Source organism: Cellulosilyticum sp. (genome assembly GCF_982396655.1).
The window spans coordinates 105,279-132,104 of record NZ_CEVXFV010000001.1; the positions used below are offsets into that span (position 1 = coordinate 105,279).

Genomic DNA, 26,826 nt, shown 5'->3' on the forward strand with positions numbered 1-26,826 from the left:
TCAATGATTTCACATTGCTAAAGATCATGAATAACTAAAATTTATAAATGTGAAATCTATAGTTATATCAAAATATATCTTATAATAGAATGGGTGATAAAATGCTTTCTTATGAATGTTTTCTAGACCTCGCGGTAATTCTTATTGCAGCCAAATTATTCGGAATCCTATTTAGGAAACTGCACTTACCACAAGTTGTAGGGGTTCTTGTGGCTGGTCTTATAATCGGCCCGAATGTTTTAGGCATTGTAAGTGAAAGTGATTTCTTGGTAACTATGGCTGAACTCGGCGTTATTATGCTTATGTTTACTGCTGGTCTTGAAACAGATTTAAAAGAATTGATGCATACCGGTCCTGCTGCTTTATGTATTGCCAGTTTTGGTGTTTTAGTACCACTAATCGGTGGCTATTTATTACATGCTACCATCTACGGCTTTGCACCAATTGGCTCTGAAGCTTTCTTTCAGTCACTTTTTATCGGTGTTATTATTACTGCTACATCTGTTAGCATTACGGTCGAAACACTCCGTGAAATGGGTAAATTAAAAGGCAAAGTTGGGACAACCATCTTAAGTGCCGCCATCATTGATGATGTCATCGGTATTGTTATCTTAACTTTTGTTATTGGTCTTAAAAAACCAAATAGCGCGCCCTTTACTGTTATCTTTAATACGATTTCATTCTTTATTGTCTCTGGTCTTCTTGGTTTCCTTATTAATGCACTCTTTAGAAGATTTGATGCTAAATATGGCAAAAAGCGCAGAATTCCTATTTATGGCTTTGCACTTTGCTTACTCTTCGCTTATATTGCAGAGGAATATTTCGGTATTGCAGATATTACAGGCGCCTATGTGGCTGGTATTGTACTTTGTAATATTCGTTCATCTGAATATATCGTTCAAAAAATTGATACGAATTCCTACATGATTTTTAGCCCAATTTTCTTTACTAGCATTGGCATTAAAACGAAAATAGCCGGTGTCACACCTACAGTACTCCTTTTTGTTATTAGCTTTATATTAGTTGCACTTCTTTCTAAAGCACTTGGCTGTTTCTTAGGTGCTAAACTCTTTAAATTTCAAACAAAAGATGCACTACGTATCGGTGCCGGCATGATGGCTAGAGGAGAAGTTGCCTTAATTATTGCGCAAAAAGGACTAGCTGCCAATCTTCTTGATCCTGTTCTTTTCACCGCCGTTATTTTCTTAGTCCTTGCTTCCTCCATTACAACACCAATTGTTCTTAAACTACTTTACAAAGGTAACACCGATGAAACCATTAATCACATATCCCCCACACACGTTTAAACGCTAAAAACTGCCACGAAGCTTCATGGCAGTTTTTTTCATAGTAATAAATTCATTTATAAACTATTAAAAAGTAATTTAACATAATTCTTTTTTGTCTGTTTAACCTTTTTTATATCAATATACGGTGCTACACTTTCTTCACCGTCTAATAAATTCAGTGCCTCATCAATATACGCAATACTCATCTTCAAGTCTTGCGTTACCTCTAGATTAAGTGCCGCCAATCTTTCTAAAAACTCAACCTTATCTTCTACATAGTCTTCATAAAGCCCATAAGCCCCTTTATCATATTTAAATAAATCCTTTTCATAAACTTCTTTTAGGATGCTAAAGGCCTCTTCCTTTTTGCCTAGATGTACTAGCTGTTTTGCAATGTATAAACTTACATACAAATCTTCCACAGATTCTATCATGCAGCTTGGAAGACTTTGACCACACTCTTCTAGATAAGTCCTTATATCTTTTAGACTTTCTCCTAGCATATGAAGTCCTCCTCTATATTTTATAATTACTAGCATAGTATGTAACATCATCTTAAGATGTGACTATTTTCTTTTATAAAAATACGCTTAAATGGACAAAATACAGTTAACTACTTTAATTATCAAAATATATATTGACTTTTTTCCTTCTAACGGTTATATTTTATAATATATATAACATACTATGTAGTCTTAAAAACTACTTATCATAATAACAACAAAACATAACGGAGGTTCTTATGAATTGGAGAATCGTTGCAGATAGTTCATGTGATTTACCAGAATCACTTTTTAAATCAAAAGCCGCTAGCTTTTCAAATATTCCTTTAAGTTTCATGATTGGCGGTAAAGAATATATTGATAATGAAGACTTAAATGTGAACGAAATGTTAGATGCCATGAGTAACTGTAAAGAATCATCATCTAGTGCTTGTCCTTCACCAGATGCCTTTGCTGCGGCTTATAAGGAAGCAGATAATGTCATCGTTTTTACTATTTCTCATAACTTAAGTGGTTGCTATAACAGCGCCGTTCTGGCTAAAGATATGGTCCTTGAACAGCATCCAGAGAAAAACATTCATGTCATAGATACATTAGCTACAGCAGGATCTATGGTCCTTTGTATTCAAAAAGCAAATGAGCTTATTGAAGCCGGCAAAAGCTTCGAAGAAGTAACCACAGCTCTTGATACTTACGTAAAAAACATTTACTTACTTTTCACTTTAAGCTCTTATGAAAATCTTGTTAAAGCCGGTCGTGTTTCTAAATTCTCTGGTTACCTTGCCACCCAATTAGGTATACGTACACTTGCAGGCGCAAGTCCTGAAGGCACTATTCAAATCTTACAAAAGATTCGTGGTGAGAAAAAGGTTTATAAAGCCATTGTTGAAAAAATGACCGAAAAGGTTAACCTATCAGAACGTACTGTTTATATTCACCACTGCAATAATCTAGAAGGGGCAACTAAAATCAAAGAACTTTTATTAGAACTTTGTCCAAGTTGTGAAATTCATATTTTACCAACTAGAGGCCTTACTTCTTATTACGCTGAACGTGGTGGTTTAATTATTTCCTATTAATAAATTAAAAGTCTAGGTTATTTCTCACCTAGACTTTTTTATGTTTTATAATATATTGTTCGCATATGCATTAACCACAAATGTAATGTGCAACTACTCGTGTTTCATAAGAATCACCTTCGCTACCAATAATAACAAATTCAAACTCACGGCTTACATTTGTCAGGCCGCCATTACACCCTCTCCCTGAAGTAACAGATTGAGAACTTGTAGCATAAGTTCTTCCATTTTGGAGTAATACAACCCCTATTGCAATCGTTCGATTGGGCTCTACGCCACGGATTGTTACCTTAACGCGTAAAAAGCCATCATCATTGCTTAAGGTTGTTTCTATATTTTCACTACGTATTGTATTATTAGAACGTACAACCATGCGATTTATTTCACTCATCCTAGGAATCTCCATCAATGCCTCTATTACAATATATGATAAAAACTTCCTATGTTTCCATTATTTAAAATCTTTATTTTGGAAAATCTTTAGACTTATAAAATAAGAAATAACGCCAATAAGTAATGCAATAAGAAGAATAATACTACCATTTATACCGCTTCCTATTCTTTGAAGATATAAGGTCAGGTTACTTTTTTCAGCCATATTGAATGCTGTTGCACCTCCAAATGTCACACCATAAGTAATCATTAAAATATATCTTGATTTAGCTGTCCCAAAATAAAATACGCAAGGCAAAATAATACTGACATAGATTATCCCAAAGCTAAACATAACACTTATGCTAGCTAATACCGATAAATCCACATTATCTATTAAACGCTTAATCCCTAGACCTATACTACTACAAATAATACCCGCTATAATATAAATGAATATTTCTACGTATTGTGCATTGCACATAGCTTCTCTAGTCACTGGTAATGCACTTGTTAATAAGCTCCCCTTATTTTTCTCTTCATAGCTCATCATGCTATAAAAAGCTAAATAAGCCCCTAATGCTGGCATAGCTAATGCAACCCCTAAATTAACTAATGGTAACAATGTACATAACACTAACCAACTTAAAATTAAACTTTTAAGCGAATAGCCTAAATGCATAAAATCTTTTTTAACTAACTTCATTGTCATTCTCATCACTAAAACCTTCTTTCCTCTGCTAAAAACACCATAATCTCTTCAATAGTCGGCTTACTGTATTTCACTTCGTCGCCAAAAAGTTCTTCTGCAATCTTACGATTTTTAACAAGTGCTTCTCCGCCTAAACTTGTTTGTCTCACCCCTAAGAGTTCTTTTTTTATTTCCTCATCATTAAAAAGCTCCTTAGCACCTCTCACAATACAATACTGGCTTAGCAATTCATCTTTTTCTACATTCATTATAATCTTTCCCTTTTGAATATACACAAGATAATCACAAGCTTTTTCTAAATCAGACGTAATATGTGTTGAATAAAAAATAGTTACCTTTTCATCTTGCATATGCAGCATCAATAACTCTAGAATTTCATTTCTTACAACAGGGTCTAACCCAGCTGTTGGTTCATCTAGTAAAATAAGCTCCGGTTTGTGGCTTAATGCCATGACCAAATCAAACTGCTTCTTTTGCCCTGTAGAAAGCTCGCCATATTTCTTATCTAAATTAAGACTAAAATATGCAATGTATTTTTTAAACAAATTCTCATCCCATGCCTCATAAAAAGGTGCGACCATCTTTTTAATATGTTTCAATCTACTTTCTTCAGGATACCCTGTAGGCTCTCCCACATAGCCAATCTTTGCCTTAATCTTTTCTGGTGCTACCTTTATATTTAATCCTTCTATTTCAATATCCCCTGTATCCATGCGAATCATATCTAACATTAACTTCATAGTCGTTGTCTTCCCTGCACCATTTTGACCAATAAATCCTGTAATATAACCTTTTTGAATACCTAATGAAGGAATATTTAACTCAAAATCTCCCAGCTGTTTTTTTACATTATTAAATTTTACTGCTAACATATTTAGACCTCCTCATAAATCAGTTCAACACGTTCTTTAATTTCTTCTAAGCTCATATTGATGCCTTTAGCTACAATAATGGCTTGCTCCAGTTGCTCCTCAATTTGACTGATTTGTATTTCCTTTAAACGTTCCTTATTGGCTAAGGACACATAGGTTCCCTTTCCAGGTGTAGTTTGTACAAATCCCTCTTTCTCTAATTCCTCATAAGCACGCTTCACTGTAATAATGCTTACCCTAAGTTCTTTTGCCATCATCCGAATAGATGGTAAAAGCTCACCTTGTGCCAGTTCTCCTTTTAGAATCAATGCCTTAATTTGGCTTGTCATCTGCTCATATAAGGGGGTGGCACTATCATTTACAATAATAATATCCATAGTTCTACTCCTTTTAATGCCTAGACTTTTTGTTGTCTTACTGTCTATCTATCCGTTATAACTGTGTATATCTTATATACACAGTTATAACCTATCTACGCCTTAATGTCAATATAAAAAAATAAAGATGCACATCTGCATTAATCATACATGATGCCCATCTTCATATCATCCTTAATATATTTTACTGCTACGACGTTCCATTAAAATCATATTACGCCATATCCCATCCTTGTCCTTAGCAATCTTTTCACGGTAACCAATTTCTCGGAATCCCCATTTTTTATGAAGCGCAATACTCGCTTTATTTTCTGCAATAATTGCAGCATACAATGTCCAAAAGCCTGCCTCTTCCGATTCCTCACATAGACGTGACATCAACCTACTGCCTATACCCTTTCCTCGGTAGGCCTCATCAACATAAATGCTTAACTCCACAACGCCCTTATAAACCGCGCGCTTAGATGTTGGACTAATCGCAACAAATCCTACGACTTTCTCACCCTCTAACGCCACATAACGGCACTGTACTAGGTGATTTGCATCCCATTCTTCATAGCTAGGACATTCTCTTTGAAATGTAGCTTGTCCTGATGCAATACCTTGCCTATAGATACAGCTTACCTCCTCCCAATGTTCTTCCTTCATGTTTTCAATTCGTATTGTCATACTTGCTCCTCCTTCTATTAAGCCTATTACTAAAGTAATTTTATGAAACGCCATTTTTAGTTGTAATATAGATTTCACATTTATAAGATTTAATTATTCATCGTTTGAGTCATGTGAAATCATTGAGAGAAAACTATTTATGTACATGTATATTTCAAGGGTTTAGTTGGTTTCTCTATATTATCTGTATTTTATCATAATATTGTTTATATTTTAATGTTTTTTTAATTTCTATCCGTACAAAATAAAAAGACGTTATATTAATAGTTAAAGCCATTAATATAACGTCTTTTTATTAAATTACACGTTTAATACCAATTACAGGTTTTCCTGTATTTGAAAAGGCACTACTAATGCAAATACCTGTTCGCTCGTCATTTGCATGAATAATTTGTCCGCCGCCGATATAGATTGCTACGTGAGAAACATTACCATTATAACCATAGAAAATTAAGTCACCTGGTTGTTCATTACCACGTTCAACACTATAACCATTATTTGAGAATTGTGCACTTGAGCTTCTTTGTAAGCTAATACCAAAGTTTTTCATAACTTGTGAAGTAAAGCCTGAACAGTCTACTCCATTTGTTAAACTATTCCCACCATAAGCATATGGGTTCCCTAAGAATTGTTTTGCATAGCTTACGATTGCTTCACCTGTTACATTTGTGTTTACTGTTACACTACTTGAAGTTGTTGATGTACTTGTACTAGGCTTTGTTGTAGATGTATTTGCATTTTCTACTTGTGCTTGTGTAAGTTTTACACGTTCTACTTGTGAAAGTGTTCGAGTTGGTAGGTATTTTAAGAAATCTGCTGTTACATAATCTTTATGTACAAAACCTTCAAATCCTTCTTGATTAATTTTATACCAATCGCCTACTGCGTATTGTACTGAAATCTCATCACCTGATGCTAATTTACCGATTACTTTACCTGTAGATGTTGATGGATAATCTCTTACATTTAAACCACCATTTACTTCAACAGTTGCTACTGCACGGTGTACTGTAATATATTCGCCTTTTACATAAGCTCTTTCGTCATCTTCTAAAATAATTTTAAACCAGTCACCTTGCTCCGCAATAATCTCTACCACATCGCCTAATTGAACTTGTTCTACAATTCTTGCTGTTGTTTTTGCCCCTTCTCTTACATTAAGTGTTGATGTTGCTACTGTTCCGTATGCTTGTCCATATGCTAAGCTAGGCATTATTGCTGCTACTGCAATAAGTGCACCCATAATCGCTTTCTTTAATTGCATATACAAGTCCTCCCTTTATCTTTTGATATTTTATATTTCATCCTTAATGTTCTAAGCACCTAATAGATAGCGCCTTTAGCAAAAAGTTTTTTATCTACCACATGCTTAAAACATTAATATACTCTTCATCATTTAGTTGTTAAGTAATTATTACAAATTTATTATATAAAAAATCAAGCTTTCTGTCAAGTTTATGGTAATTTTTTTACCAAAATATGTCTTTTTATATTTAACTTTTGTTACATTTTATTTTCACTTTTATTTTTCACAGCACTATGAACGACTATTACCCAAAATCAACTACTATTTTTTCCACCTTTACATAAAAAGAGCCCCCTTCCAGATTAATAAGCTTTGATCACTTATCCATCCAAAAGAGAGCACATATCCTTCTCAAAGTAACTCATTCTCTTTTTAAAATAACTCATTAACTTTTTCTTTTCCCAGACTTATGTGAGCAAAAAGATAGCTAGGCACTTGAGTACTGCGGATTGCCTTCGGAGTACTCTGTTCTTGTACCATAAATGTAGATACTTAATCTCATTTGTTAAGTACTTAGCAAAGATAATAAAAGGGGTTTTAGGTGTGTGTTTGAACGCAGCGTAGCATAATGAGTTCACACCATTTCTTTTATTATCGAGCTTAGCGCATCACAGATTACAGAGAGTGTAGCGCCTCAAGTGCCCAAGTACCCAGCGGCCATTTTTACGCCCCCCTATAACCCCAGCGCTTTATTTTGCTTATTAATAAAATGGGCCAATTCATATCTCGATTCTGGTGCCGTTTCATAAACACAGTAATCTGGCTTTATAAGGTTCACAATTTTTTGAGCGACCTCATGATCAAACGGCTTATGTCCATCTAACATATTAATATGTTGTTTCAAAATATTACGTTTTCGTACAGGATCTTTCTCACGTTGATATTTTTCTAAGAGATACTGATGATCTCTTTGCATATAAAACTTTGGCAATGCTTTATTTAAGTGCATCCCCTTAATCCATTTTGCTGTATCCCCTAGATTTGTAATCACTTCTTTTATATAATTGTAGGCTTGTTCTTCTCTTCCTATTTTACTGTTTGTCAAAGTTAGATGAGATACATCTACAAGATATCCTTTATTCTTATACTTTACCCTTTCAATAAAACTTTTAGTTAGCTCTGAATCTAAATAAGTAAGGCCTGGCCACCATAAATTTTCAAATAATAATAGTGGTCCTTCTTCATTTTCTTCAAAAACTGCGTTAACTAATTCTAATGTTGCTTCAAGTATTTCCTCATCACTATAATCAAATTGCCATGTAAATGAATCCTCAGGTAAAATGTGACTTACGTGAAATACCATATATTCAGCTTCCAGCTCTTTAGCACGAGCATATTGCTTTTTATAATTTTCAATAAGTATATCGGGTGTCAAACCACCATAATACTTTTTAATTTCTTCTTCATTCTTAAAAAGCTTCTTTAGTTTTTCCTGGTCCTGACGCCAGAAATCTAACCACATCGGATAAAAGGATAAATGTACACCTGTAATGATTTCTTTAGGAATTTGTGCTAAATCATAATCCATTGTAAGACCTAGCTCTACTCCTTCAATATTATTTTTTTTGACAAACTCATCAATATTTGTCCAGTCATTTTGAAACCACTCTAACTGTCTCAAAGTGGTGGATAAATGAAATAATCGCTTCATATTAGCCTACTTTCTAAGTTTACTGTTTTAATTGGTATGTTCCTGACGCCTTTGCTGCTTTGATAATTTCACGGAATGCTTGTATTTGATCACTAGTCAAATTATGTTTTGGAATGATTTGTGCACTTACTGCATTCATATAAAGTCTAAAATCATGCTTTGTCTCTACAATCTTTACAAACACATCCCAACTTACTGTATCTTGATCTTCACCAAGATCTAAATGGACGCTATCCTTTGTAAACTCATAAGTAACACCATAAGCAAACTGCTTCATTTGCATCTGAGAAAGCGTTACCTGCCATACACGCCATGGAATAAGTGCAAAAATTAATATAGGCACTAATAAAATAATAATGTGCTGTGAAAGGTATACATCCCATCCCACATTTGTTGTACACATCTGATAGATAAAGTAAATAGTTACAAGTACTCCTATAATCATAAGAATCTTATTTAATAAATTTTTCCAAGCTACTGACATATTATATCGCAGTACATCTTTGACCTTAAACTTCACATCAAGCTTTAGCCCTTGTGCTTCACTATTACTCATTATTTGTTTCCTCCTCTTATGTCTCTCTTCTCTTGTCCTCGTTACAAGATGCTTTGCTTTTGTATTATAGCATAGGCATTCTTACCAATCAAAAGATTTAACTTAAATAAAGCCAACTAGGTTTTTAAATTTTTCCCTAGTTGGCTTTATTGTATACGAGTGATATAAAGTTATTAAGTAATTATTTAAGCGTTGTCCCTAAAAGTGCAGCACCGATAATACCCGCAGCATTACCAAGCTCTGCAGCTCTAATTTTAGTTTTTAATGATAAGCCACCATACATTTCTTCTTGTACAAACTCTTTAATTGGTCTTACTAAATAATCTTTTTGTGCACTCATACCACCACCTAATACAATCATATTAGGTTCTAATATATTAATTATATTTGTAATTCCCATAGCAACATATTTAAAGTACTGTCCTAAGACCTCAGCTGCTATTGGGTCCCCAGCTTGGGCTGCATCAAATACATTTTTCGCTGTAATATTAGTGATTTGTCCGCCTTTAGCAAATGATACCATTTTACTATTGATATGTTCTTTAGCAGCTTCCTGTGCTTCACGGATCAGTGCCGTAGCTGATGCATATTGTTCAAAACAACCTTTTCTGCCACACCCACATTGAATACCATCTTTCACAATGACTTGATGACCTACTTCACCTGCACCACAGAAACCACCACGATAAATTTTACCTTCTGTAATAATTCCACCACCTACACCTGTACCCAAGGTAACAACAACTACATTTTTTTCCCCTTTTGCTGCACCGGCTACAGCTTCTCCAAGTGCTGCACAGTTCGCATCATTTTCTACATAAACGTCACAATTTAAATACTTTTGCATTTCTGTACGTACATCGACATGGTTGAAATTCAAGTTACTAGATGATAAAATCACACCTTCTTCTGGTGAAGCGATTCCTGGGCTTCCAATACCAATAGAATGAATATCCTTTTCTGTAAGGTTTGCTTCATTAAGTACATCTTTGCACAAAATTGCCATATCTTTTAAAACCGCTGCTGCTGGTCTTTCTCTTAGTGTTGGCACACTCTTTGTTGCAATAATCTCATACTTTTCATTTACTAAACCTGCTTTGATTGACATACCGCCTAAATCTACACCTAAATAATACATTTGAATCCCCCTTTTGGTCATTACAATTCTAATCTAAATTATTTTTTTGTAAATTGTTCATTACACGGTTATTAAGCGCTTCTGCTGCATTATAACCCATCTTCTTCTGTCTAAAGTTAATTGCTGCTGTTTCACAAATAATTGCTACATTTCTACCTGGTCTAATAGGAATTGCATTTGTGACAACTTTAATGCCCATGATATCAGTATATTCATTAGTTAAACCTAAGCGGTCATATTGTTTTGTTTGGTCCCATCCCTCTAAGCGAATAATGAGGTCGATATTTTTCATTTCTTTAACTGCACCTACACCGAAGATTTGCTTGATATCCACAATACCGATACCTCTCACTTCAATAAAGTGTCTAATCACTTCTGGTGCTGTCCCTAAAAGTGTTGTAGCGGATACTTTCTTAATTTCTACTGCATCATCTGCTACAAGTCTGTGTCCACGTTTTACAAGTTCTAGTGCGGTCTCACTTTTACCAATCCCACTTTCACCTGTAATTAAAACACCTTCCCCGAAAATATCTACAAGTACACCATGCATTGATAAACGTGGTGCTAATTCTACATGAAGCCAGCGATTGGCTTCTGCAATAAAGCTTGAGGTTGGTAAGTCTGTTTTAAAGATTGGAATGCCATTTTGTTCTGCACATTGTAATAAGTATGGAAATGGTTCAATTTCTTCGCGACAAATAACGATACAAGGAATATCTGCAAAGTCCATGAGTTTCTTAATCTTACGATTACGTTCTGCTTCATCATCAATCTTTTCAAGGTAAGTATGTTCTACTTTCCCAATGACTTGAAGTCTTGTTGGATCAAAGTAATCAAAGAATCCTGCAAGTTGTAATGCTGGTCGATTCACGTCACATTGTGTAATTTTTCTATCTTTATAGTCTATATTTGGTGTTAAAATATCTAACTTAAAATGTTCTCTTAGCTGTGCTACGGTTACAAAATACATTTTTTTCCTCCTTGTCCTCTTATCAGACAAAATTATTATAACATTTATTTCCTATATTTAGTAGAAGTCATATTTACTAATTCTTGTGAAAATAATTATATATATTATATGCCACAGATTCAGGAATGCCTTCAACTTCACTAATTTCTGCTTGGCTTGCTTGGCGTAATTGCTCAATACCTTTAAAGTGCATAATGAGTTTCTTCTTTCTTTCCTTTCCAACGCCTGGAATATCATCTAAAACAGATTGCACCTGTGCTTTGCTACGTAGTTTCTTATGATATTCAATGGAAAATCTATGCACTTCATCTTGCACTCTTGTAATCAGCTTAAAACCTTCAGAATTACTTGGTAAAAGTACTTCTTCTCCCTTATAAAGTAGTCCCCTTGTTCGGTGATAATCATCTTTTACCATGCCACATACTTCTAGATTTAAATTAAATCTTGCAAGCACTTTTTCAGCAATATGCACTTGGCCTTTTCCACCATCCATCAGTAATAAATCTGGTAGTTTAGTAAAACTATTTTCTGCTTGTTCATTTTTATAGCGCTCAAAGCGTCTTGTTAAAACTTCTTCTAAGCTGCCATAATCATTAGGTCCTTCAATACTTTTTATTTTAAACTTACGGTAATCACTTTTTTTGGGCTTCCCACCCTCAAAAACAACCATCCCTCCTACAGATTGTATGCCTTGTGTATTGGAAATATCATAAGCTTCCATACGCTGTGGTATTTTACTAAGGCCTAATGCATTTTGAATTTCTTCAAGAGCCCCATAAGTACGTTGTTGTTCCTTTTTGATTTGATCTCCAAATTGCCCTAATGTCACCTCGGCGTTTTTACTTGCCAGCTGCATCAGCCCCTGTTTATTACCCTTTTGAGGTGTAATGAGCTGTACCTTACTTCCCCTCTTTGTAGTAAGATAACTTTCTAGTACATCAAGCTCTGCTGGAACGCGCTCAATCATAATTTCCTTAGGTACAAAAGTAGCATCTGCATAAAACTGTACTACGAAATCCCTAAATATATTTTCTATTGTTTCATCTTCAGTCCCTTGTAAAAAGAAGTGTTCACGTCCTACTAGCTTGCCTTGTCTTACAAAATAAACTTGAATAAGGGTATCCTCTGGACTTTTGGCAAAGGCAATAACATCTTGATCGGCCATACTACTTGCTACAGCATTTTGTTTTTGTTCAACCTTTTGAATAGCGCCTATTTGATCTCTAAACATAGCAGCTTTTTCAAATTGCAATTCTTCTGCTGCAGCCTCCATCTTTTCCCTTAGCTTTTTAATAACTTCTGTATATTTGCCCATTAAGAAATTTTGTACTTCTTGAATCATTTTGTTATATTCTTCCTGACTCATGCCTGCGCTGATGCAAGGGGCACCACATTTGCCAATATGATAATTTAAACATGCACGTTCTTTATCAATATCTTTAGGCAAATTTCTTGTACATGTTCGTAATTTCCATGTTTGCTTTACAACATCTGCTATCTCCCACATTGCCTTAGCATCTGTATAAGGGCCAAAATATTTAGCACCATCTTTCTTCATCTGCCTTACAATAAGCATACGTGGAAAAGGTTCTTGCACAGTAAGCTTAATATATGGATATTGCTTATCATCTTTTAAGCGAATATTATATTTGGGGTTATATTTTTTAATAAGATTACATTCTAGAACAAGTGCTTCTACTTCTGAACGGGTAATAATATATTCAAAGCTTACAATATGCTGTACCATTTTTATAACTTTAATAGAATGATTTTTGGAGGCTCTAAAGTATTGGCTCACACGATTCTTCAAATTGATTGCTTTGCCTACATAAATGATCTGTCCATTTACATCTTTCATTAAATAGACACCTGGCTGCTCAGGTAACCTTTTTAGTTCTTCTTTGATATCAAACATACTTGCCTCCTTCTTTCCCTATTATTCTCTACCTGTCCACATATTATTATAGCATACTCCTTAGTATTACCATATTATTTCATTTTAATTAAAATAACATTTTTAGACTACCATTTATGAGTTTTTTAAGTTATAGTTATATACAGGTTACATCTATAAGCCTTACAAATGTAAGATTTATATTACATATAACCTATTAAATTATTTGCAACCTATTTATAACAATATCTTAAGGGGGAAATTAAAATGAAAATGAGCAAAAAATATAAACGCCTTTGCCTTGCATTCGGACTTGGTACTGCACTTTGTGCAACTGTAGTTAATGCAGCAAACTATACAAAAACATTAAATGCAACTTATAGAAATATTGGTGTTACATATAATGGTGTATCTAAAACATTAAGTGCAGAGCCTTTCCTTGTAGATGGTTCTACTTATGTACCACTTCGTGCTGTAAGTGAAGTTATGGGTGCTGATGTAAGCTGGAATGGTTCAACAAACACAGTAACAATTACAAATAATAGTGCCGATACAACAAGCTTACAACAACAACTTGCTTCTGCAAATTATCAAGTAACAACACTTCAACGCGAACTTGAAACAGTAAAAGCAGAACTTGAAACTTATAAGAACTCAAATAATTCAAATTCATCAGGTGCAACAAGTGGTACTGATATCACAAGTGCAGAACTTACAGCTACAGAAAAATATTTATCAGACACTTACTCAACTCACTTTGATGATATTTACTTTGACTTTGACCTTGTTAAAAAAGGCTCACGTCTTCAACTTACAATTTCTTACTCAGATCGTGAAGATGAAAAAGCTTTCAATAACTTAAGAGAATCTAAAGTAACAGATATGTTACAAGATATCTGTGATGATATTTCTGCACGTCATGCAGACATCGATATCCAAGGTACAATCACTTATACAAAATCTAGCACAGATAAAGCTTCTTTCACTTATGCAAATAAAACTAGCCGTCTTAAAGTAAGCTATGGGCTTGATGAAGATGATATTAAAGAAATCGTAGAAAATACACGTACAAAACTTTCTGTACAAGGTTTCAGCGATCTTTCAATTAAAAATGTTGAGGTAAGTGTTAATAATTCTAACTCTACAGTGACTTTCATGCTTTATATTGATGCAAGTGACTCTAACTTCAATGATACATGGGATGCTAACCTCGACACAAATAAAAGCTATATTAAAAACCAATTAAAGAAAATTGCTGATAATATTTACGAAGAAACAGATTACACAATCACTGGTGAAGTATATAAATACAACTCATCAACTCTTCTTGCAAACTATGACTACAAATATGATGACATTTCTTTAATTAAACTTTCAAAATAAAAAATAAGGGCTGGAATCCAGCCCTTATTTTTTTTCTAATACTTTCTTTAAGAATTGTCCTGTATAAGAACTTTCATTTTTAGCCACTTGCTCTGGTGTGCCTTGTGCAATGATTGTCCCACCGCGTGTACCGCCTTCTGGGCCTAAATCTACAATATGATCTGCTACTTTAATCACATCTAAATTATGTTCAATCACGACCACTGTATTGCCACCTTCAACAAGCCTATCTAATATACCTACTAACTTATGCACATCAGCAAAATGTAATCCTGTCGTTGGTTCATCTAAAATATAAATTGTTTTTCCTGTACTACGTTTACTAAGCTCTGTTGCTAATTTGACACGTTGCGCTTCTCCACCTGATAAGGTTGTAGAAGGTTGGCCTAAACGAATATAAGAAAGTCCTACATCTACTAGTGTCTGTAATTTACGTGCGATGCTTGGTATATTTTCAAAGAACTTAAGTGCTTCTTCAATAGTCATATCTAATACATCGGCAATAGATTTATCTTTGTACTTCACCTCTAATGTCTCGCGATTATAACGTTTTCCTTTACATGAATCACACGCCACATACACATCAGGTAAAAAGTGCATTTCAATCTTAATCATCCCATCACCTTGACACGCTTCACAACGACCACCTTTTACATTAAAGCTAAAGCGCCCTTTTTGATAGCCTTTCATTTTAGCTTCTTGTGTCTGTGCAAATAAGTCACGAATTTGATCAAATACTCCTGTGTAAGTTGCTGGATTTGAACGTGGTGTACGTCCAATAGGTGATTGGTCAATATTAATAACCTTATCTAAGTTTTCCATGCCTGTTAAATCTTTATGTGTCCCTGGTTTCACCTTCGCACGATTTAAATCTCTTGCTAAACGTTTCAATAAGATTTCATTAATAAGCGAACTTTTTCCAGAACCAGAAACACCTGTAATACAGGTTAATGTCCCTAAAGGAATGCGTAATGTCACATTTTTAAGGTTGTTGGCTTTAGCCCCTGTTAATGTTAATACATTGCCATTGCCCTTACGTCTTACTGCCGGTATTTCAATCTTTTTACGACCACTTAAATATGCACCCGTTTCAGACTTCTCACAGGCAAGTATCGTATCAATAGGCCCTGAAGCAATAATTTCACCGCCATGCTCTCCTGCACCTGGACCAATATCTACAATCCAATCTGCAGCATACATTGTATCTTCATCATGCTCAACAACAATTAATGTATTGCCTAAATCCCTTAATCTGATTAACGTCTGAATCAGCTTGTCATTATCTCTTTGATGAAGACCTATACTTGGTTCATCTAAAATGTAAAGTACTCCTACGAGTCCTGAACCAATTTGCGTTGCTAAACGAATACGTTGCGCTTCTCCACCTGAAAGTGTTCCTGAAGAACGGGCCAAACTTAGGTAATCAAGCCCTACATCTACTAAGAAGCCAAGTCGTGCTTGAATTTCTTTAAAAATTAGTTCACCAATTTGTTTTTGTCTATCTGTAATTTCTATCTCATCAAAGAATTTTTTAAGTTCTCCAATGGACATATGGGTCAAATCATCAATATTTTTTTCGCCAACTGTAACTGCTAATACTTCTGGCTTCAACCTTGCTCCCTTACAGCTACTACATGGAATACTCGTCATTAATGATTCATATTCTTGCTTTGTACTTTCAGAGCTTGTTTCTAAGTAACGACGATAAGTATTTTCAAGTACGCCCTCAAAGGCATATTCATAATGTTTTGTACCATATTCACCTGTAAATGTAAATGAAACAGTCTCACTGCCTGTGCCATATAAAATAATATGTTGAATTTTTTCAGGTAGCTGATTAAATGGTGTATCTAAATCAAAATGATATTTTTCCATTAAAGCATTCATTAAGGCATAAGCATAACTTTCAGGCTTAGCAATAGACCCCCACCCTAGTACAGCAATAGCACCTTCTCGAAGGGTTAAACTTGGTACTGGAACAACCAATTCTGGGTCTACCTCTAAATGCTCCCCAAGTCCTGTACATACGGGACATGCACCTTGTGGATTATTGAATGAAAATGAACGTGGTTCAATCTCATCAATGCTAATATTACAATCTGGGCAAGAAAAGCTTTGACTAAAACGTATTTCTTCTCCTCCAATCACATCAACGACCATTAACCCGCCCGAAAGCTTCATAACCGTTTCAATAGAGTCTGTTAGACGTTTTTCAATGCCTTGTTTAATTGCTACACGGTCTACAACAATTTCAATGGTATGCTTCTTATTTTTGTCTAATTTTACTTCTTCTTCACTTAAGTCATAAACTTCCCCATCAATACGTGCTCGTACATAACCTTGCTTGCGTGCATTTTCTAATATCTTCTCATGCATACCTTTACGCCCTCTTACTATAGGCGCTAAAAGTTGAAGCTTTGTACGCTCTGGTAAAATCATTAGTGCATCTACCATTTGGTCAATTGTTTGCTTTTTAATTTCTTTACCACACTTTGGACAATGTGGTACACCTACTCTTGCAAAAAGAAGTCTTAAGTAATCGTAAATTTCTGTCACTGTTCCTACAGTAGAACGTGGGTTCTTACTTGTCGTCTTTTGATCAATAGATATCGCAGGTGAAAGCCCACTAATGCTCTCTACATCTGGCTTTTCCATCTGTCCTAAAAACTGTCTTGCATAGGCTGAAAGAGATTCTACATATCTACGCTGCCCTTCTGCATAAATTGTATCAAAAGCTAATGACGACTTCCCTGAACCACTTAACCCAGTAAAAACAATAAACTGGTCTCTATTAAGTTCCAAGTCTACATTCTTTAAGTTGTGCTCCTTAGCACCCTTTATGACAATTTTATTCTTCATATTTTCCCCGTTACACAAAACCTAGTATACTACTGTTTTTCAGCATATAAGTCTCATGTCCTTTCTTTTTCTATATAAATGTTGTCTTTTATAGGTATACTCAATAAATATTTGTACTTATTATAACACACCTCTATTTATTTTCAAACATTTGTTCGAGATTATTTCCCCTTCACCTATTTTTTGCTCTTTATTTTTCGTTTTTTTGCCTCTTTCACTTTTTTCCTTAAGTAGTCTATCCATTTTTTCCATAAAAAAAACACATGCTACATCTCGCATGTGTTTTGAGTTATTATTTTGCTATAAAATTGCCTACTTGATCCATTAACATATTAAGGGCAACTGAGTTAAATCCACCCTCTGGAATAATAATATCCGCACGTTTTTTGCTTGGATCTACAAATTGCTCATGCATTGGTTTTACTGTGCCTAAATATTGGTCAATAACTGAATCAATATCTCTACCACGCTCTTTTACATCACGAAGTAAACGTCTTACAATGCGTACATCAGCATCTGTATCCACAAATACTTTAATATCCATTAAATCACATAATTCTTTGTTTTCAAAGATTAAAATCCCTTCTACAATCACAACCTTTGCTGGTTGTACCTCTACTACCTCATCAAGTCTTGTATGTTCCACAAATGAATATACTGGATGATTAATAGCTTGTCCGTTTTTAAGGGCTCTTACATGTTCTATTAAAAGGTCTGTGTCAAAGGCATTTGGATGATCATAATTTAATTTGGTACGTTCCTCGTAAGAAAGTTCTGAGTTCGCTTTGTAATAGTAATCATGAGATAATACAACCACCTTATCTTCAAATGCTTCTTTAATCTTATATGTTAAAGTGGTTTTACCAGAACCAGACCCTCCCGCAATACCGATTATCATGATGTCTTCCATAGTATCCTCCAATTATTTCTACTGTTTTTAAGCTTCTAGCCATTACTAAGTATGATATCATATTTCCGTCAGATTATCTACCTATTTCCATATAAAATACATCATATTTTGTGGAAAATTTTTCCTTGTTGTTGTCATTTTTTGTCTTATTTATTGTTTCTTTATCAGTTTTTTATATTGAAGTATATAATAGTAATAATATGGTTATTATTATTTTAACTAGAAAGAGATTTTTAAAGGAGTATTATTATGATTAAAATAGTTACGGATAGCACCTCATATCTTCCTGAAAAATATATTAAGGAATATGATATCTCTATCGTTTCACTAGGAGTAACTTGGTCTACTAAAACCGAGCGTGAGTTAGATGTCAACCTTTCTAACTTTTATGAGGAACTTGAAAAATCCGGTGAGATTCCAAAGTCTTCTCAACCTTCTCCTGATGAACTCTATATGACATTTGAAAATATCATTAAAGAAGGCAATAGCATTGTTGCAATCTTTTTATCTTCTGAAATGAGCGGGGCTTATACAAGTGCTCATCTCGTTAAAGAAATGATTCTTGAAAAATATCCAGAAGCTGAAATTGAACTTATTGATTCACGCACAAATTGCATGCAACTAGGCTATATTGCCCTCACTGCCGCTAAGGCTGCCGCTGAAGGTCAATCTATTAAGGAAGTCGTAGATGCTGCTAAATTTACTATTTCACACAGCCGCTTCTTATTTACACCTGAAACGCTCACTTATCTCAAAAAAGGCGGTCGCATCGGCAGTGCCTCAGCGCTTCTTGGTACATTACTTCAAATCAAGCCAATCTTAACAGTTAACAATGGCAAAACAGATGTCTATACCAAAGTCCGCACAAAGAAAAAAGCAGTAGAAGCCCTTATAGACGGCCTAATGAAAGATTTAGAAAGTCACAAGCTTCTAGGTGTAACAGTTCACCATATCAATGCGCAGGCAGAAGGCGAGGCCTTAGCTCAAAAGCTCTCTGAACGCTTAGACATTCATGTAGATGTGCAGTCAATAGGGCCTGTTATCGGTCTTCATGTAGGGCCTGGCAGCATTGGTTTAGCTTATCATTATGCCTAATTTCAATTAGACTTAAACAAACTTTCCTACTCTAAAATAAATAGGGAAGGCCTTGAAACTGTCAAGATAGTTTCAAGGTCTTCCCTTTATACTGTCAATGCTACTATTTTTATTGCGATTTTAATGGGCTAAATATACCTTTTTAAGTTCAATCAGTGTATCACGAAGCTGTGCTGCCTTCTCGAATTGAAGTTCTGTGGCAGCCTTTTTCATATCTTTTTCTACTTTTTTCATTGCTTTCTCTAGTTCTTCACGAGACATAGATTCTGGATCTTTTTCCATAGTCTTAGACTTATCTTCTGATACAGTTTTAGTTGCAGCAATGAGTTCTCTTATTTTCTTTTTAATAGTCTTTGGTACAATACCATGTGCCTCATTATACTCTTCTTGAATCTGACGACGTCTAGCTGTTTCTGACATGGCATTTGCCATTGAACGTGTTACTGTATCGCCATACATAATAACACGCCCCTCTGCATTTCTAGCAGCACGTCCTATTGTTTGAATAAGGGCTGTTTCAGAACGTAAGAAACCTTCCTTATCTGCATCTAAAATAGCAACCAATGAAACCTCTGGAATATCTAATCCTTCCCTTAGCAAGTTGATCCCTACTAAGACATCAAATACCCCCATTCGGAGGTCACGAATAATTTCTATACGCTCTAGGGTGTCGATGTCAGAGTGTAAGTATTTTACCTTTACCCCTACCTCTTGTAAGTAAGTTGTTAAATCTTCTGCCATACGTTTTGTAAGGGTTGTCACCATTACTTTGTCCCCTTTAGCTGTTACCTTATTGATTTCACCTAATAAATCATCAATTTGCCCCTTAACTGGTCTTAGTTCAATAACTGGATCTAAGAGTCCTGTTGGACGAATAAGCTGCTCTGCAATCTGTACTGAATGTTCTAATTCATACTGTGCTGGTGTGGCAGACACAAATAATAACTGATTAATCTTTTTCTCAAACTCCTCAAATTTAAGCGGTCTATTATCTAATGCTGACGGCAATCTAAAACCATAGTCTACTAAAACTGTCTTTCTTGCGCGGTCACCATTATACATAGCACGTACTTGAGGAATCGTCATGTGGGATTCATCAATCATCATTAAGAAATCATCTGGGAAGTAATCTAATAGCGTAAAAGGCGTCTCACCTTCTTCTCTTCCCGATAAATGTCTTGAATAATTTTCTACCCCTGAACAATACCCCATCTCCTTAAGCATTTCAATATCAAAGTTAGTTCTTTGAGTAAGACGCTGTATTTCCAAAAGCTTATCTTCTGCCTTTAATTCTGCAACTCTTTCTACAAGTTCTGCTTCAATACGCTTAATTGCTTCCTCCATTTTATCTGCTGAAATCGCATAAAATGAAGCTGGGAAAATTACCACATGCTCACGATAGCCTAAAACAGCTCCTGTTAAAGCATCTATCTCAGCAATACGGTCAATTTCATCTCCAAAAAATTCAATACGAATAGCTTTCTCAGACATACCCGCCGGAATAATCTCTACCGTATCGCCCCTTACCCTAAACGTAGCACGTGCAAAATCCATATCATTACGTACATACTGAATAGCTACAAGCCTTCTTAAAACTTCATCTCGGTCCATCTCCATTCCTACACGTACAGATAAAACCTGCTCTGCATAATCAATAGGGTCTCCTAAACCATATATACATGATACACTGGCAATTACTATAACATCATCACGTTCACAAAGTGCCGCTGTTGCCGAGTGTCGTAATTTATCAATTTCTTCATTGACACTAGAATCTTTTTCAATATAGGTATCACTTTGTGGGACATAAGCTTCTGGCTGATAGTAATCATAATAAGATACAAAATATTCTACTGCATTATTAGGGAAAAATTCTTTAAATTCACTGTAAAGCTGTGCCGCTAATGTCTTATTATGGGCCAAAATCAAAGTTGGCTTTTGTACCTTCTCAATGATATTTGCCATTGTAAATGTTTTTCCTGATCCCGTTACCCCTAATAAAGTTTGAAATTTCTCCCCCTCCATGAAGCCCTTTGCTAACTTCTCAATAGCTTCTGGTTGGTCTCCTGTAGGTTTAAACTCAGAAACGATTTCAAATCGACTCATCTTTCATCCTCCTTTGTCCTCGTTTTATCAAACAAATGTTCATTCCTATATTGTATATAAGTTTCCCATTAATTTCAAACCTTAATCTTATTTTTAAAAGAAAATAACTTTTATTTAAACAAAGATACGACTTTTACTGCAAAAAAATAGGAGCTGCTATTTTACAACTCCTGCATATAAGGACTTACCAACTTGCCAACATTGGTTATGCCTCACCCTATTATTATCTCAAAATAACTTAAAACTAACTTTGTGGACAAAAACTAGAGCATGCTGTTTCACCAGCACTATTTGCCCCATAGCCATTTACATCCACATAATCTGCATGGCACTTACAACTTTGATTATGCACACAGTTTTGTGCTTCACAATCAATATCAATATTTTCCATAGGTTCTTGACTTACAGCATCTCTTGCATTTCCTGCATCTTCAAAGAAGTTATCACAACATGTTTCATTTGAAGTTGAAGCTGCCTCTCCTGCTACATTAATCTTTCCTCTGCAGCAACATTCCTCTTGGTTATGTGCACAACTACTGGCACTACATCTTAATTTTGGCATAGCTTATTCTCCTTTCATAAATTATCGACTCCATTATTATTTGCACAAAAAGAAAAACTATACCTTGTTATATAGTCAATTTTAATGACTTTGTAAAAGCAATAATCCCAATAGTAGTCCAACAATTGTTGCAATAGTTGTCATACGTCCATTCCAGACCTTTTTTGCCTCTGGCATGAGCTCTTCACAAACAACATAAATAATTACACCTGAAGCAATACCCAATGTAGTAATAATATAGCCTTCATTAATACCACTAAGTATGAAGCATAATGCACCTACACCTGCCTCTAAAAATCCCAGTATAATAGGCATAATAGCTACATATCTCAGCTTCGTTCCACCTTGCTTAAAAGCCATAGCCAGTGCCATCCCCTCTGGGACACTATGTAATGCTAAAATTGTCATAAACTGCATCACAGCTTCTATTCCTGTATGTCCTAAAGCACCAAGCGTTACCCCTTCCGGTAAAACGTCCAATACCATGCCAATGGATAAAGCAAGCCCCGCCTTACTCACCTTTGTCCCAGTATGGTTCAAGCATTTCTGAATGCTTGGTACTGCATCATCCATTAAAAGCCCAATACATCCACCAATAATGACGCCTACACAAACAAGTCCAATTCTCCCTTTCCCTAACGCCTCTGGTAGCACATCAAAACAAATCATCGCCAGCATAAGTCCTGATGTGCCACCAAACATCATTCCCATCACTCGCTTATTTTTCATTTGCCACATATAAAGCAAAAAAACACCAACCATGGTTCCCAAGGCCTTTCCAATAAAGCCAAGCCCCATAAGCTGCTGTACCGTAGTAGCCGTAGCCATCCTCGCCACTCCCCTCTTTTCATATCCTCGCAAAATACTGCTCCTTATATAAATATGGACTTGCCCCTCATTTAAGAACTTGTTTTATAACTTATTTATAAAATGCCCTTTACATCTGTCATTTTAAGACATTAAAAAGATTTAGGGTTCCTTACTTCTTATATATTCCTTTAAAACAAAGCTTTCCTTTGCTCATTCCCTTAAAGCTGTTTTCCGCCATTTCAAGATATACATTTTCTTCTCCATAAATAGGCTACAGATATTTCATCTCAATCACTTTAGGGTCTAAGGTCTTACAGAGCTCTTTTAAAATAAATAACCCTTGTACAATAGGTTTTGGGTTAAATGGATAGAATTTTTATCTTCTGATCTTCCTTTTCTTCTACCTGATGGCTATTTTTAGCTCGACTTCGACCACAGAGAGCAACCAAACAAAACGCTCCTGGCCTTTCCACCCAGTTGAGGGTTGTCATAAAATGTTGCAACCACCAAAACTCATTGGTGTGGGTAAGTGGGGGTATCTCATTTTATCTAAGCTTCGACCGTAGGGAGGCTTAAGGAAAATGAGATACCCCCACTTATCCACGCCTCCACGCAAAAAAGGGCTGCGGCATTTTATGCCACAACCCTTCTAAATTTTATTGATTTGAAATTTCTTTTAATTTTTCTGTTTGGTCCACAGTTGTTAATGTAGAAATGATTTCTTCTAAATCACCATCTAAGATTTGATCTAAACGGTGAAGCGTTAATCCTACACGGTGGTCAGTTACGCGCCCTTGTGGATAGTTGTAAGTTCTAATACGTTCACTACGGTCACCAGAACCAATTAAGCTTTTCTTCTCAGCTGCATGCTCAGCATGTGCTTTGGCTTGTTCCATATCATAAAGTCTTGTACGAAGAATTCTAAGTGCTTTTTCTTTATTTTTAAGCTGAGACTTTTCATCTTGACAGTAAACCATGATACCTGTTGGTACGTGAAGTGCACGTACAGCAGAGTCAGTAGTATTGACACATTGTCCACCATTACCAGATGCACGACATACGTCAATACGTACATCATTCATATCTAATTGTACGTCTAATTCTTCAGCTTCTGGCATAACCGCTACTGTTACTGTTGATGTATGGATACGTCCACTTGATTCTGTAGCTGGAATACGTTGTACACGGTGTACACCACTTTCATATTTAAGTTTAGAGTAAGCACCTTGTCCTTTTACCATGAAAATAACTTCTTTAAATCCACCGATTCCATTTTCATTAACTGACATAAGTTCAGTTTTCCATTTGTTTTTCTCTGCATAGTAAGAGTACATACGGTAAAGATTAGCTGCAAATAGTGCTGCTTCATCTCCACCAGCACCTCCACGAATCTCAATGATAACGTTTTTATCATCGTTAGGGTCTTTTGGTAAAAGTAATAACTTAAGTTCATTTTCTAAAGGTTCAACACGCTTTTTATTTTCTGCAAGTTCTTCCTTTACAAGTTCTCTGAAATCATCATCTAAGTTATCTTCTAACATTACTAATGCTTCGTCAATTGATTCAAGTACTTGTTTGTATTCAAGATATTTTTCAACGATTTCTTTTAAATCACTATGTTCTTTCATAAGTTTTTGCCATCTATCTTGATCAGCAATAACTTCTGGATTACTAATTTGCTCACCAATGATCTCATATTTGTCGACTAAATCTTGTATTTGCTCAAACATTTGGTTCACCTCTCTATGTGTTACATATTACGCTTTATTTTAAACTGGATTTCGTGCAATGACAACTCTATCTTTGCCCGCTAAATCCTGATGAGTTTCTATTTCAATGTAGCCCGCTTCTTCTAACATAGTTGTTACCGCTTTTGCTTGATTATATCCGATTTCATATGCGATTATGCCACCTGGCTTTAAGATTTCTTTCGTATCTTTCGTAATTCGTTTATAAAAGCTTAAGCCATCTCCTTCGTCAGTTAAAGCCATACGTGGTTCATGTCCAATTACTTCTATCATAAGTTCCCTACAATCCTTTTCAGAAATATAAGGCGGATTAGATACCACAAGGTCTACTTTTTCTTCTTTATTATATGCTTCAAGTACATCACTTTGCAAAAACTTAATACGTTCTTCAAGTCCATGTTCCTTCACATTTTTCTTTGTTACATCTAAAGCTCCTTCTGAAAGGTCAATAGCTGTCATATTTAATCCTTCAATGTATGTGGCAAGTGAAATACTAATGCAACCCGAACCTGCTCCAATATCCACTCCTTTTTCAAAATGCTCAGTTTTAGACTTTTCAATTAAAAGCTCAATCAAAGTTTCTGTATCTTGTCTCGGGATAAGTACACGGTCATCTACATAAAATGTGAGTCCCATGAAATCTTGATTCTTTGTAATGTATTGTAATGGAATGCCTTGGGCACGCTTTGCAATAACATAAGTATAAGATTCCTTTAAATGGGTAGCTAACTTCTGTTCACGCTCAAGTAAAAGCTTTGTTTCGTCAAATCCCAACAAATGTTTCATTAGAAGTTTCGCATCAATGGCTGCATCTGGGCGCTTATAATTTTCAAGTATAGCTTCCCCCCATTTCATCACTTCATAAATGGTTTCTTTATCTTCTATTTTACTGCATCGGTTCATGCTTAAGTACTCCTTTAACAGCTGCAATAGCTACTTCAATTTGCATATCATCTGGCTCTCGTGTTGTAAATTCCTTTTGTAACCACATACCTGGTTTACTTAAAAAATTCGCCAGTTTATTCTCTGGGCACAACCTTGCCCAACGAATGAATTCATATGAAATACCTGATACAACAGGTACTAATAATATACGTACAAGTGTTCTTTGCCACAATACCTGCGTTGTGAATACACTAAACACTAAAATACTTACAATCATTACTACAAATAAGAAACTCGTTCCACAACTTTTATGTAGACGTGTGCAACCTCTTACATTTTCTACAGTCAGTTCCATATCTTGTTCCATGCAGTTGATTGTTTTATGTTCAGCACCATGATATTCAAAGGTGCGTTCAATATCTTTCATTTTTGTAATAAGTTTCATGTAAGCAAGGAAAATAATAATACGAATTGCACCTTCAATTAGGTTTTGTACAAAAGAACTTGGTATTACTTTTTTAAATAAGGTACTTAAAAACATTGGTAAAATCATAAATATGCCAATTGCTAGTACAAATGATAAGCACATTGTCAGTCCCATAATTATTTTTTCACCTTTGTCTCCTAGTTTATTTTCAAGCCAAACTTCAAATTTACTAGGTTCATAATCAGGCTCTTCTTCACCATAAAGGTCTGCAGAAAAGCTTAATGTTTTTACACCTAAAATAAGTGACTCCACAAAAACGGCCATTCCTCTTAAAATAGGCCATCGGAAAATCTTCATACGGTCCATAATGCTTACAGATTCTTTACTATCTGTTACAATCGTTCCATCCGATTTTCGAACAGCCACGGCATAATATTTTCTGCCTTTCATCATAACGCCCTCAATAACGGCTTGACCACCGATATTTACTTTTGCCATCTTGCCGCCTCCTTTTTTAAAAAGCAAGTGATTTACACCACATTTCTAGAATATACAAGGCAAATCCCCATATTCTATATAAAAAAAAGGTTGAGACCATCCTCTCAACCCATTTTCATGATTTGCCTCAAGGCAATTATCACATATTAATGTAA

General features: G+C 35.2%; 24 protein-coding genes. 4 read left to right on the forward strand and 20 right to left on the reverse strand.

The window, feature by feature from the left end:
- Nucleotides 1-89 precede the first annotated feature (89 nt).
- Nucleotides 90-1,307 carry a cation:proton antiporter gene (locus tag AC1VAQ_RS00460; protein WP_479903365.1) on the forward strand — a complete coding sequence of 406 codons (1,218 nt, stop codon included), beginning with the start codon at nt 90-92 and terminating at the stop codon, nt 1,305-1,307.
- A gap of 56 nt (nt 1,308-1,363) precedes the next feature.
- On the opposite strand, the gene AC1VAQ_RS00465 is transcribed toward AC1VAQ_RS00460, so the two are convergent.
- Entirely contained in the window at nt 1,364-1,792 is a 429-nt protein-coding gene (locus AC1VAQ_RS00465) for a hypothetical protein (protein WP_302596917.1), read from the reverse strand.
- Between the two features lie 239 nt (nt 1,793-2,031).
- On the opposite strand from AC1VAQ_RS00465, the gene AC1VAQ_RS00470 reads away from it, so the two are divergent.
- The gene (locus AC1VAQ_RS00470; RefSeq protein WP_302596918.1) at nt 2,032-2,871 is read left to right on the forward strand and encodes a DegV family protein; all 840 of its coding nucleotides are present in this window, start codon (nt 2,032-2,034) and stop codon (nt 2,869-2,871) included.
- A 70-nt stretch (nt 2,872-2,941) separates the two neighbouring features.
- Here the strand turns inward: AC1VAQ_RS00470 and AC1VAQ_RS00475 are convergent, their stop codons facing one another.
- The 11 genes from AC1VAQ_RS00475 to uvrC form a co-directional block, all read right to left on the reverse strand.
- Nucleotides 2,942-3,262, reverse strand: coding sequence for a hypothetical protein (locus AC1VAQ_RS00475; protein WP_302596919.1), 321 nt, complete (start codon nt 3,260-3,262; stop codon nt 2,942-2,944).
- A 60-nt stretch (nt 3,263-3,322) separates the two neighbouring features.
- Nucleotides 3,323-3,961, reverse strand: coding sequence for an ABC-2 transporter permease (locus AC1VAQ_RS00480; protein ID WP_302596920.1), 639 nt, complete (start codon nt 3,959-3,961; stop codon nt 3,323-3,325).
- A 2-nt stretch (nt 3,962-3,963) separates the two neighbouring features.
- Nucleotides 3,964-4,827 carry an ABC transporter ATP-binding protein gene (locus AC1VAQ_RS00485; protein ID WP_302596921.1) on the reverse strand — a complete coding sequence of 288 codons (864 nt, stop codon included), beginning with the start codon at nt 4,825-4,827 and terminating at the stop codon, nt 3,964-3,966.
- Between the two features lie 2 nt (nt 4,828-4,829).
- The gene (locus tag AC1VAQ_RS00490) at nt 4,830-5,204 is read right to left on the reverse strand and encodes a GntR family transcriptional regulator (RefSeq protein ID WP_302596922.1); all 375 of its coding nucleotides are present in this window, start codon (nt 5,202-5,204) and stop codon (nt 4,830-4,832) included.
- Between the two features lie 174 nt (nt 5,205-5,378).
- Entirely contained in the window at nt 5,379-5,873 is a 495-nt protein-coding gene (locus tag AC1VAQ_RS00495; RefSeq protein ID WP_302596923.1) for a GNAT family N-acetyltransferase, read from the reverse strand.
- Nucleotides 5,874-6,168: 295 nt separating this feature from the next.
- Nucleotides 6,169-7,137 (reverse strand): C40 family peptidase, encoded by a 969-nt coding sequence (locus AC1VAQ_RS00500; RefSeq protein WP_302596924.1) that lies wholly within the window; start codon nt 7,135-7,137, stop codon nt 6,169-6,171.
- Between the two features lie 715 nt (nt 7,138-7,852).
- Nucleotides 7,853-8,830, reverse strand: a complete 978-nt coding sequence (locus tag AC1VAQ_RS00505; protein WP_302596925.1) for an apurinic/apyrimidinic endonuclease family protein — start codon at nt 8,828-8,830, stop codon at nt 7,853-7,855.
- Nucleotides 8,831-8,849: 19 nt separating this feature from the next.
- Nucleotides 8,850-9,386, reverse strand: coding sequence for a YcxB family protein (locus AC1VAQ_RS00510; RefSeq protein ID WP_302596926.1), 537 nt, complete (start codon nt 9,384-9,386; stop codon nt 8,850-8,852).
- Nucleotides 9,387-9,567: 181 nt separating this feature from the next.
- A complete protein-coding gene (locus tag AC1VAQ_RS00515) occupies nt 9,568-10,524 on the reverse strand; it encodes an ROK family protein (protein WP_302596927.1) in 957 nt (318 codons plus the stop codon).
- Between the two features lie 28 nt (nt 10,525-10,552).
- Nucleotides 10,553-11,494 carry an HPr(Ser) kinase/phosphatase gene (hprK, locus tag AC1VAQ_RS00520; protein WP_302596928.1) on the reverse strand — a complete coding sequence of 314 codons (942 nt, stop codon included), beginning with the start codon at nt 11,492-11,494 and terminating at the stop codon, nt 10,553-10,555.
- Nucleotides 11,495-11,570: 76 nt separating this feature from the next.
- On the reverse strand, nt 11,571-13,409 hold the full coding sequence (uvrC, locus tag AC1VAQ_RS00525; protein ID WP_302596929.1) for an excinuclease ABC subunit UvrC: 1,839 nt from the start codon (nt 13,407-13,409) through the stop codon (nt 11,571-11,573).
- A gap of 246 nt (nt 13,410-13,655) precedes the next feature.
- Here uvrC and AC1VAQ_RS00530 point away from each other — a divergent pair, with 246 nt between their 5' ends.
- Nucleotides 13,656-14,771 (forward strand): copper amine oxidase N-terminal domain-containing protein, encoded by a 1,116-nt coding sequence (locus tag AC1VAQ_RS00530; protein ID WP_302596930.1) that lies wholly within the window; start codon nt 13,656-13,658, stop codon nt 14,769-14,771.
- A gap of 24 nt (nt 14,772-14,795) precedes the next feature.
- Here AC1VAQ_RS00530 and uvrA read toward each other — a convergent pair whose 3' ends face one another.
- A complete protein-coding gene (uvrA, locus tag AC1VAQ_RS00535) occupies nt 14,796-17,630 on the reverse strand; it encodes an excinuclease ABC subunit UvrA (RefSeq protein WP_302596931.1) in 2,835 nt (944 codons plus the stop codon).
- Nucleotides 17,631-17,922: 292 nt separating this feature from the next.
- Nucleotides 17,923-18,540 carry a uridine kinase gene (udk, locus tag AC1VAQ_RS00540; RefSeq protein ID WP_302596932.1) on the reverse strand — a complete coding sequence of 206 codons (618 nt, stop codon included), beginning with the start codon at nt 18,538-18,540 and terminating at the stop codon, nt 17,923-17,925.
- 249 nt (nt 18,541-18,789) lie between these two features.
- Between udk and AC1VAQ_RS00545 the strand changes: the two genes are divergently transcribed.
- Nucleotides 18,790-19,635, forward strand: coding sequence for a DegV family protein (locus AC1VAQ_RS00545; protein ID WP_330697522.1), 846 nt, complete (start codon nt 18,790-18,792; stop codon nt 19,633-19,635).
- A 120-nt stretch (nt 19,636-19,755) separates the two neighbouring features.
- On the opposite strand, the gene uvrB is transcribed toward AC1VAQ_RS00545, so the two are convergent.
- The 6 genes from uvrB to AC1VAQ_RS00575 all read right to left on the reverse strand — a co-directional run bounded on the left by uvrB (nt 19,756) and on the right by AC1VAQ_RS00575 (nt 26,671).
- On the reverse strand, nt 19,756-21,741 hold the full coding sequence (uvrB, locus tag AC1VAQ_RS00550) for an excinuclease ABC subunit UvrB (protein WP_479903366.1): 1,986 nt from the start codon (nt 21,739-21,741) through the stop codon (nt 19,756-19,758).
- A 244-nt stretch (nt 21,742-21,985) separates the two neighbouring features.
- Nucleotides 21,986-22,303: a DUF1540 domain-containing protein gene (locus tag AC1VAQ_RS00555; RefSeq protein WP_302596934.1), complete on the reverse strand. Its 318-nt coding sequence runs from the start codon at nt 22,301-22,303 to the stop codon at nt 21,986-21,988.
- Nucleotides 22,304-22,384: 81 nt separating this feature from the next.
- Complete coding sequence (locus tag AC1VAQ_RS00560) at nt 22,385-23,131, reverse strand: ZIP family metal transporter (RefSeq protein WP_302596935.1); 747 nt, start codon at nt 23,129-23,131, stop codon at nt 22,385-22,387.
- Between the two features lie 638 nt (nt 23,132-23,769).
- Nucleotides 23,770-24,843, reverse strand: coding sequence for a peptide chain release factor 1 (gene prfA / locus AC1VAQ_RS00565; protein WP_302596936.1), 1,074 nt, complete (start codon nt 24,841-24,843; stop codon nt 23,770-23,772).
- Between the two features lie 39 nt (nt 24,844-24,882).
- Entirely contained in the window at nt 24,883-25,764 is an 882-nt protein-coding gene (gene prmC, locus AC1VAQ_RS00570; RefSeq protein ID WP_302596937.1) for a peptide chain release factor N(5)-glutamine methyltransferase, read from the reverse strand.
- Nucleotides 25,748-26,671 carry a DUF1385 domain-containing protein gene (locus AC1VAQ_RS00575; protein WP_302596938.1) on the reverse strand — a complete coding sequence of 308 codons (924 nt, stop codon included), beginning with the start codon at nt 26,669-26,671 and terminating at the stop codon, nt 25,748-25,750. Before AC1VAQ_RS00575 ends, prmC begins: the two co-directional genes overlap by 17 nt.
- Nucleotides 26,672-26,826: the final 155 nt, after the last annotated feature.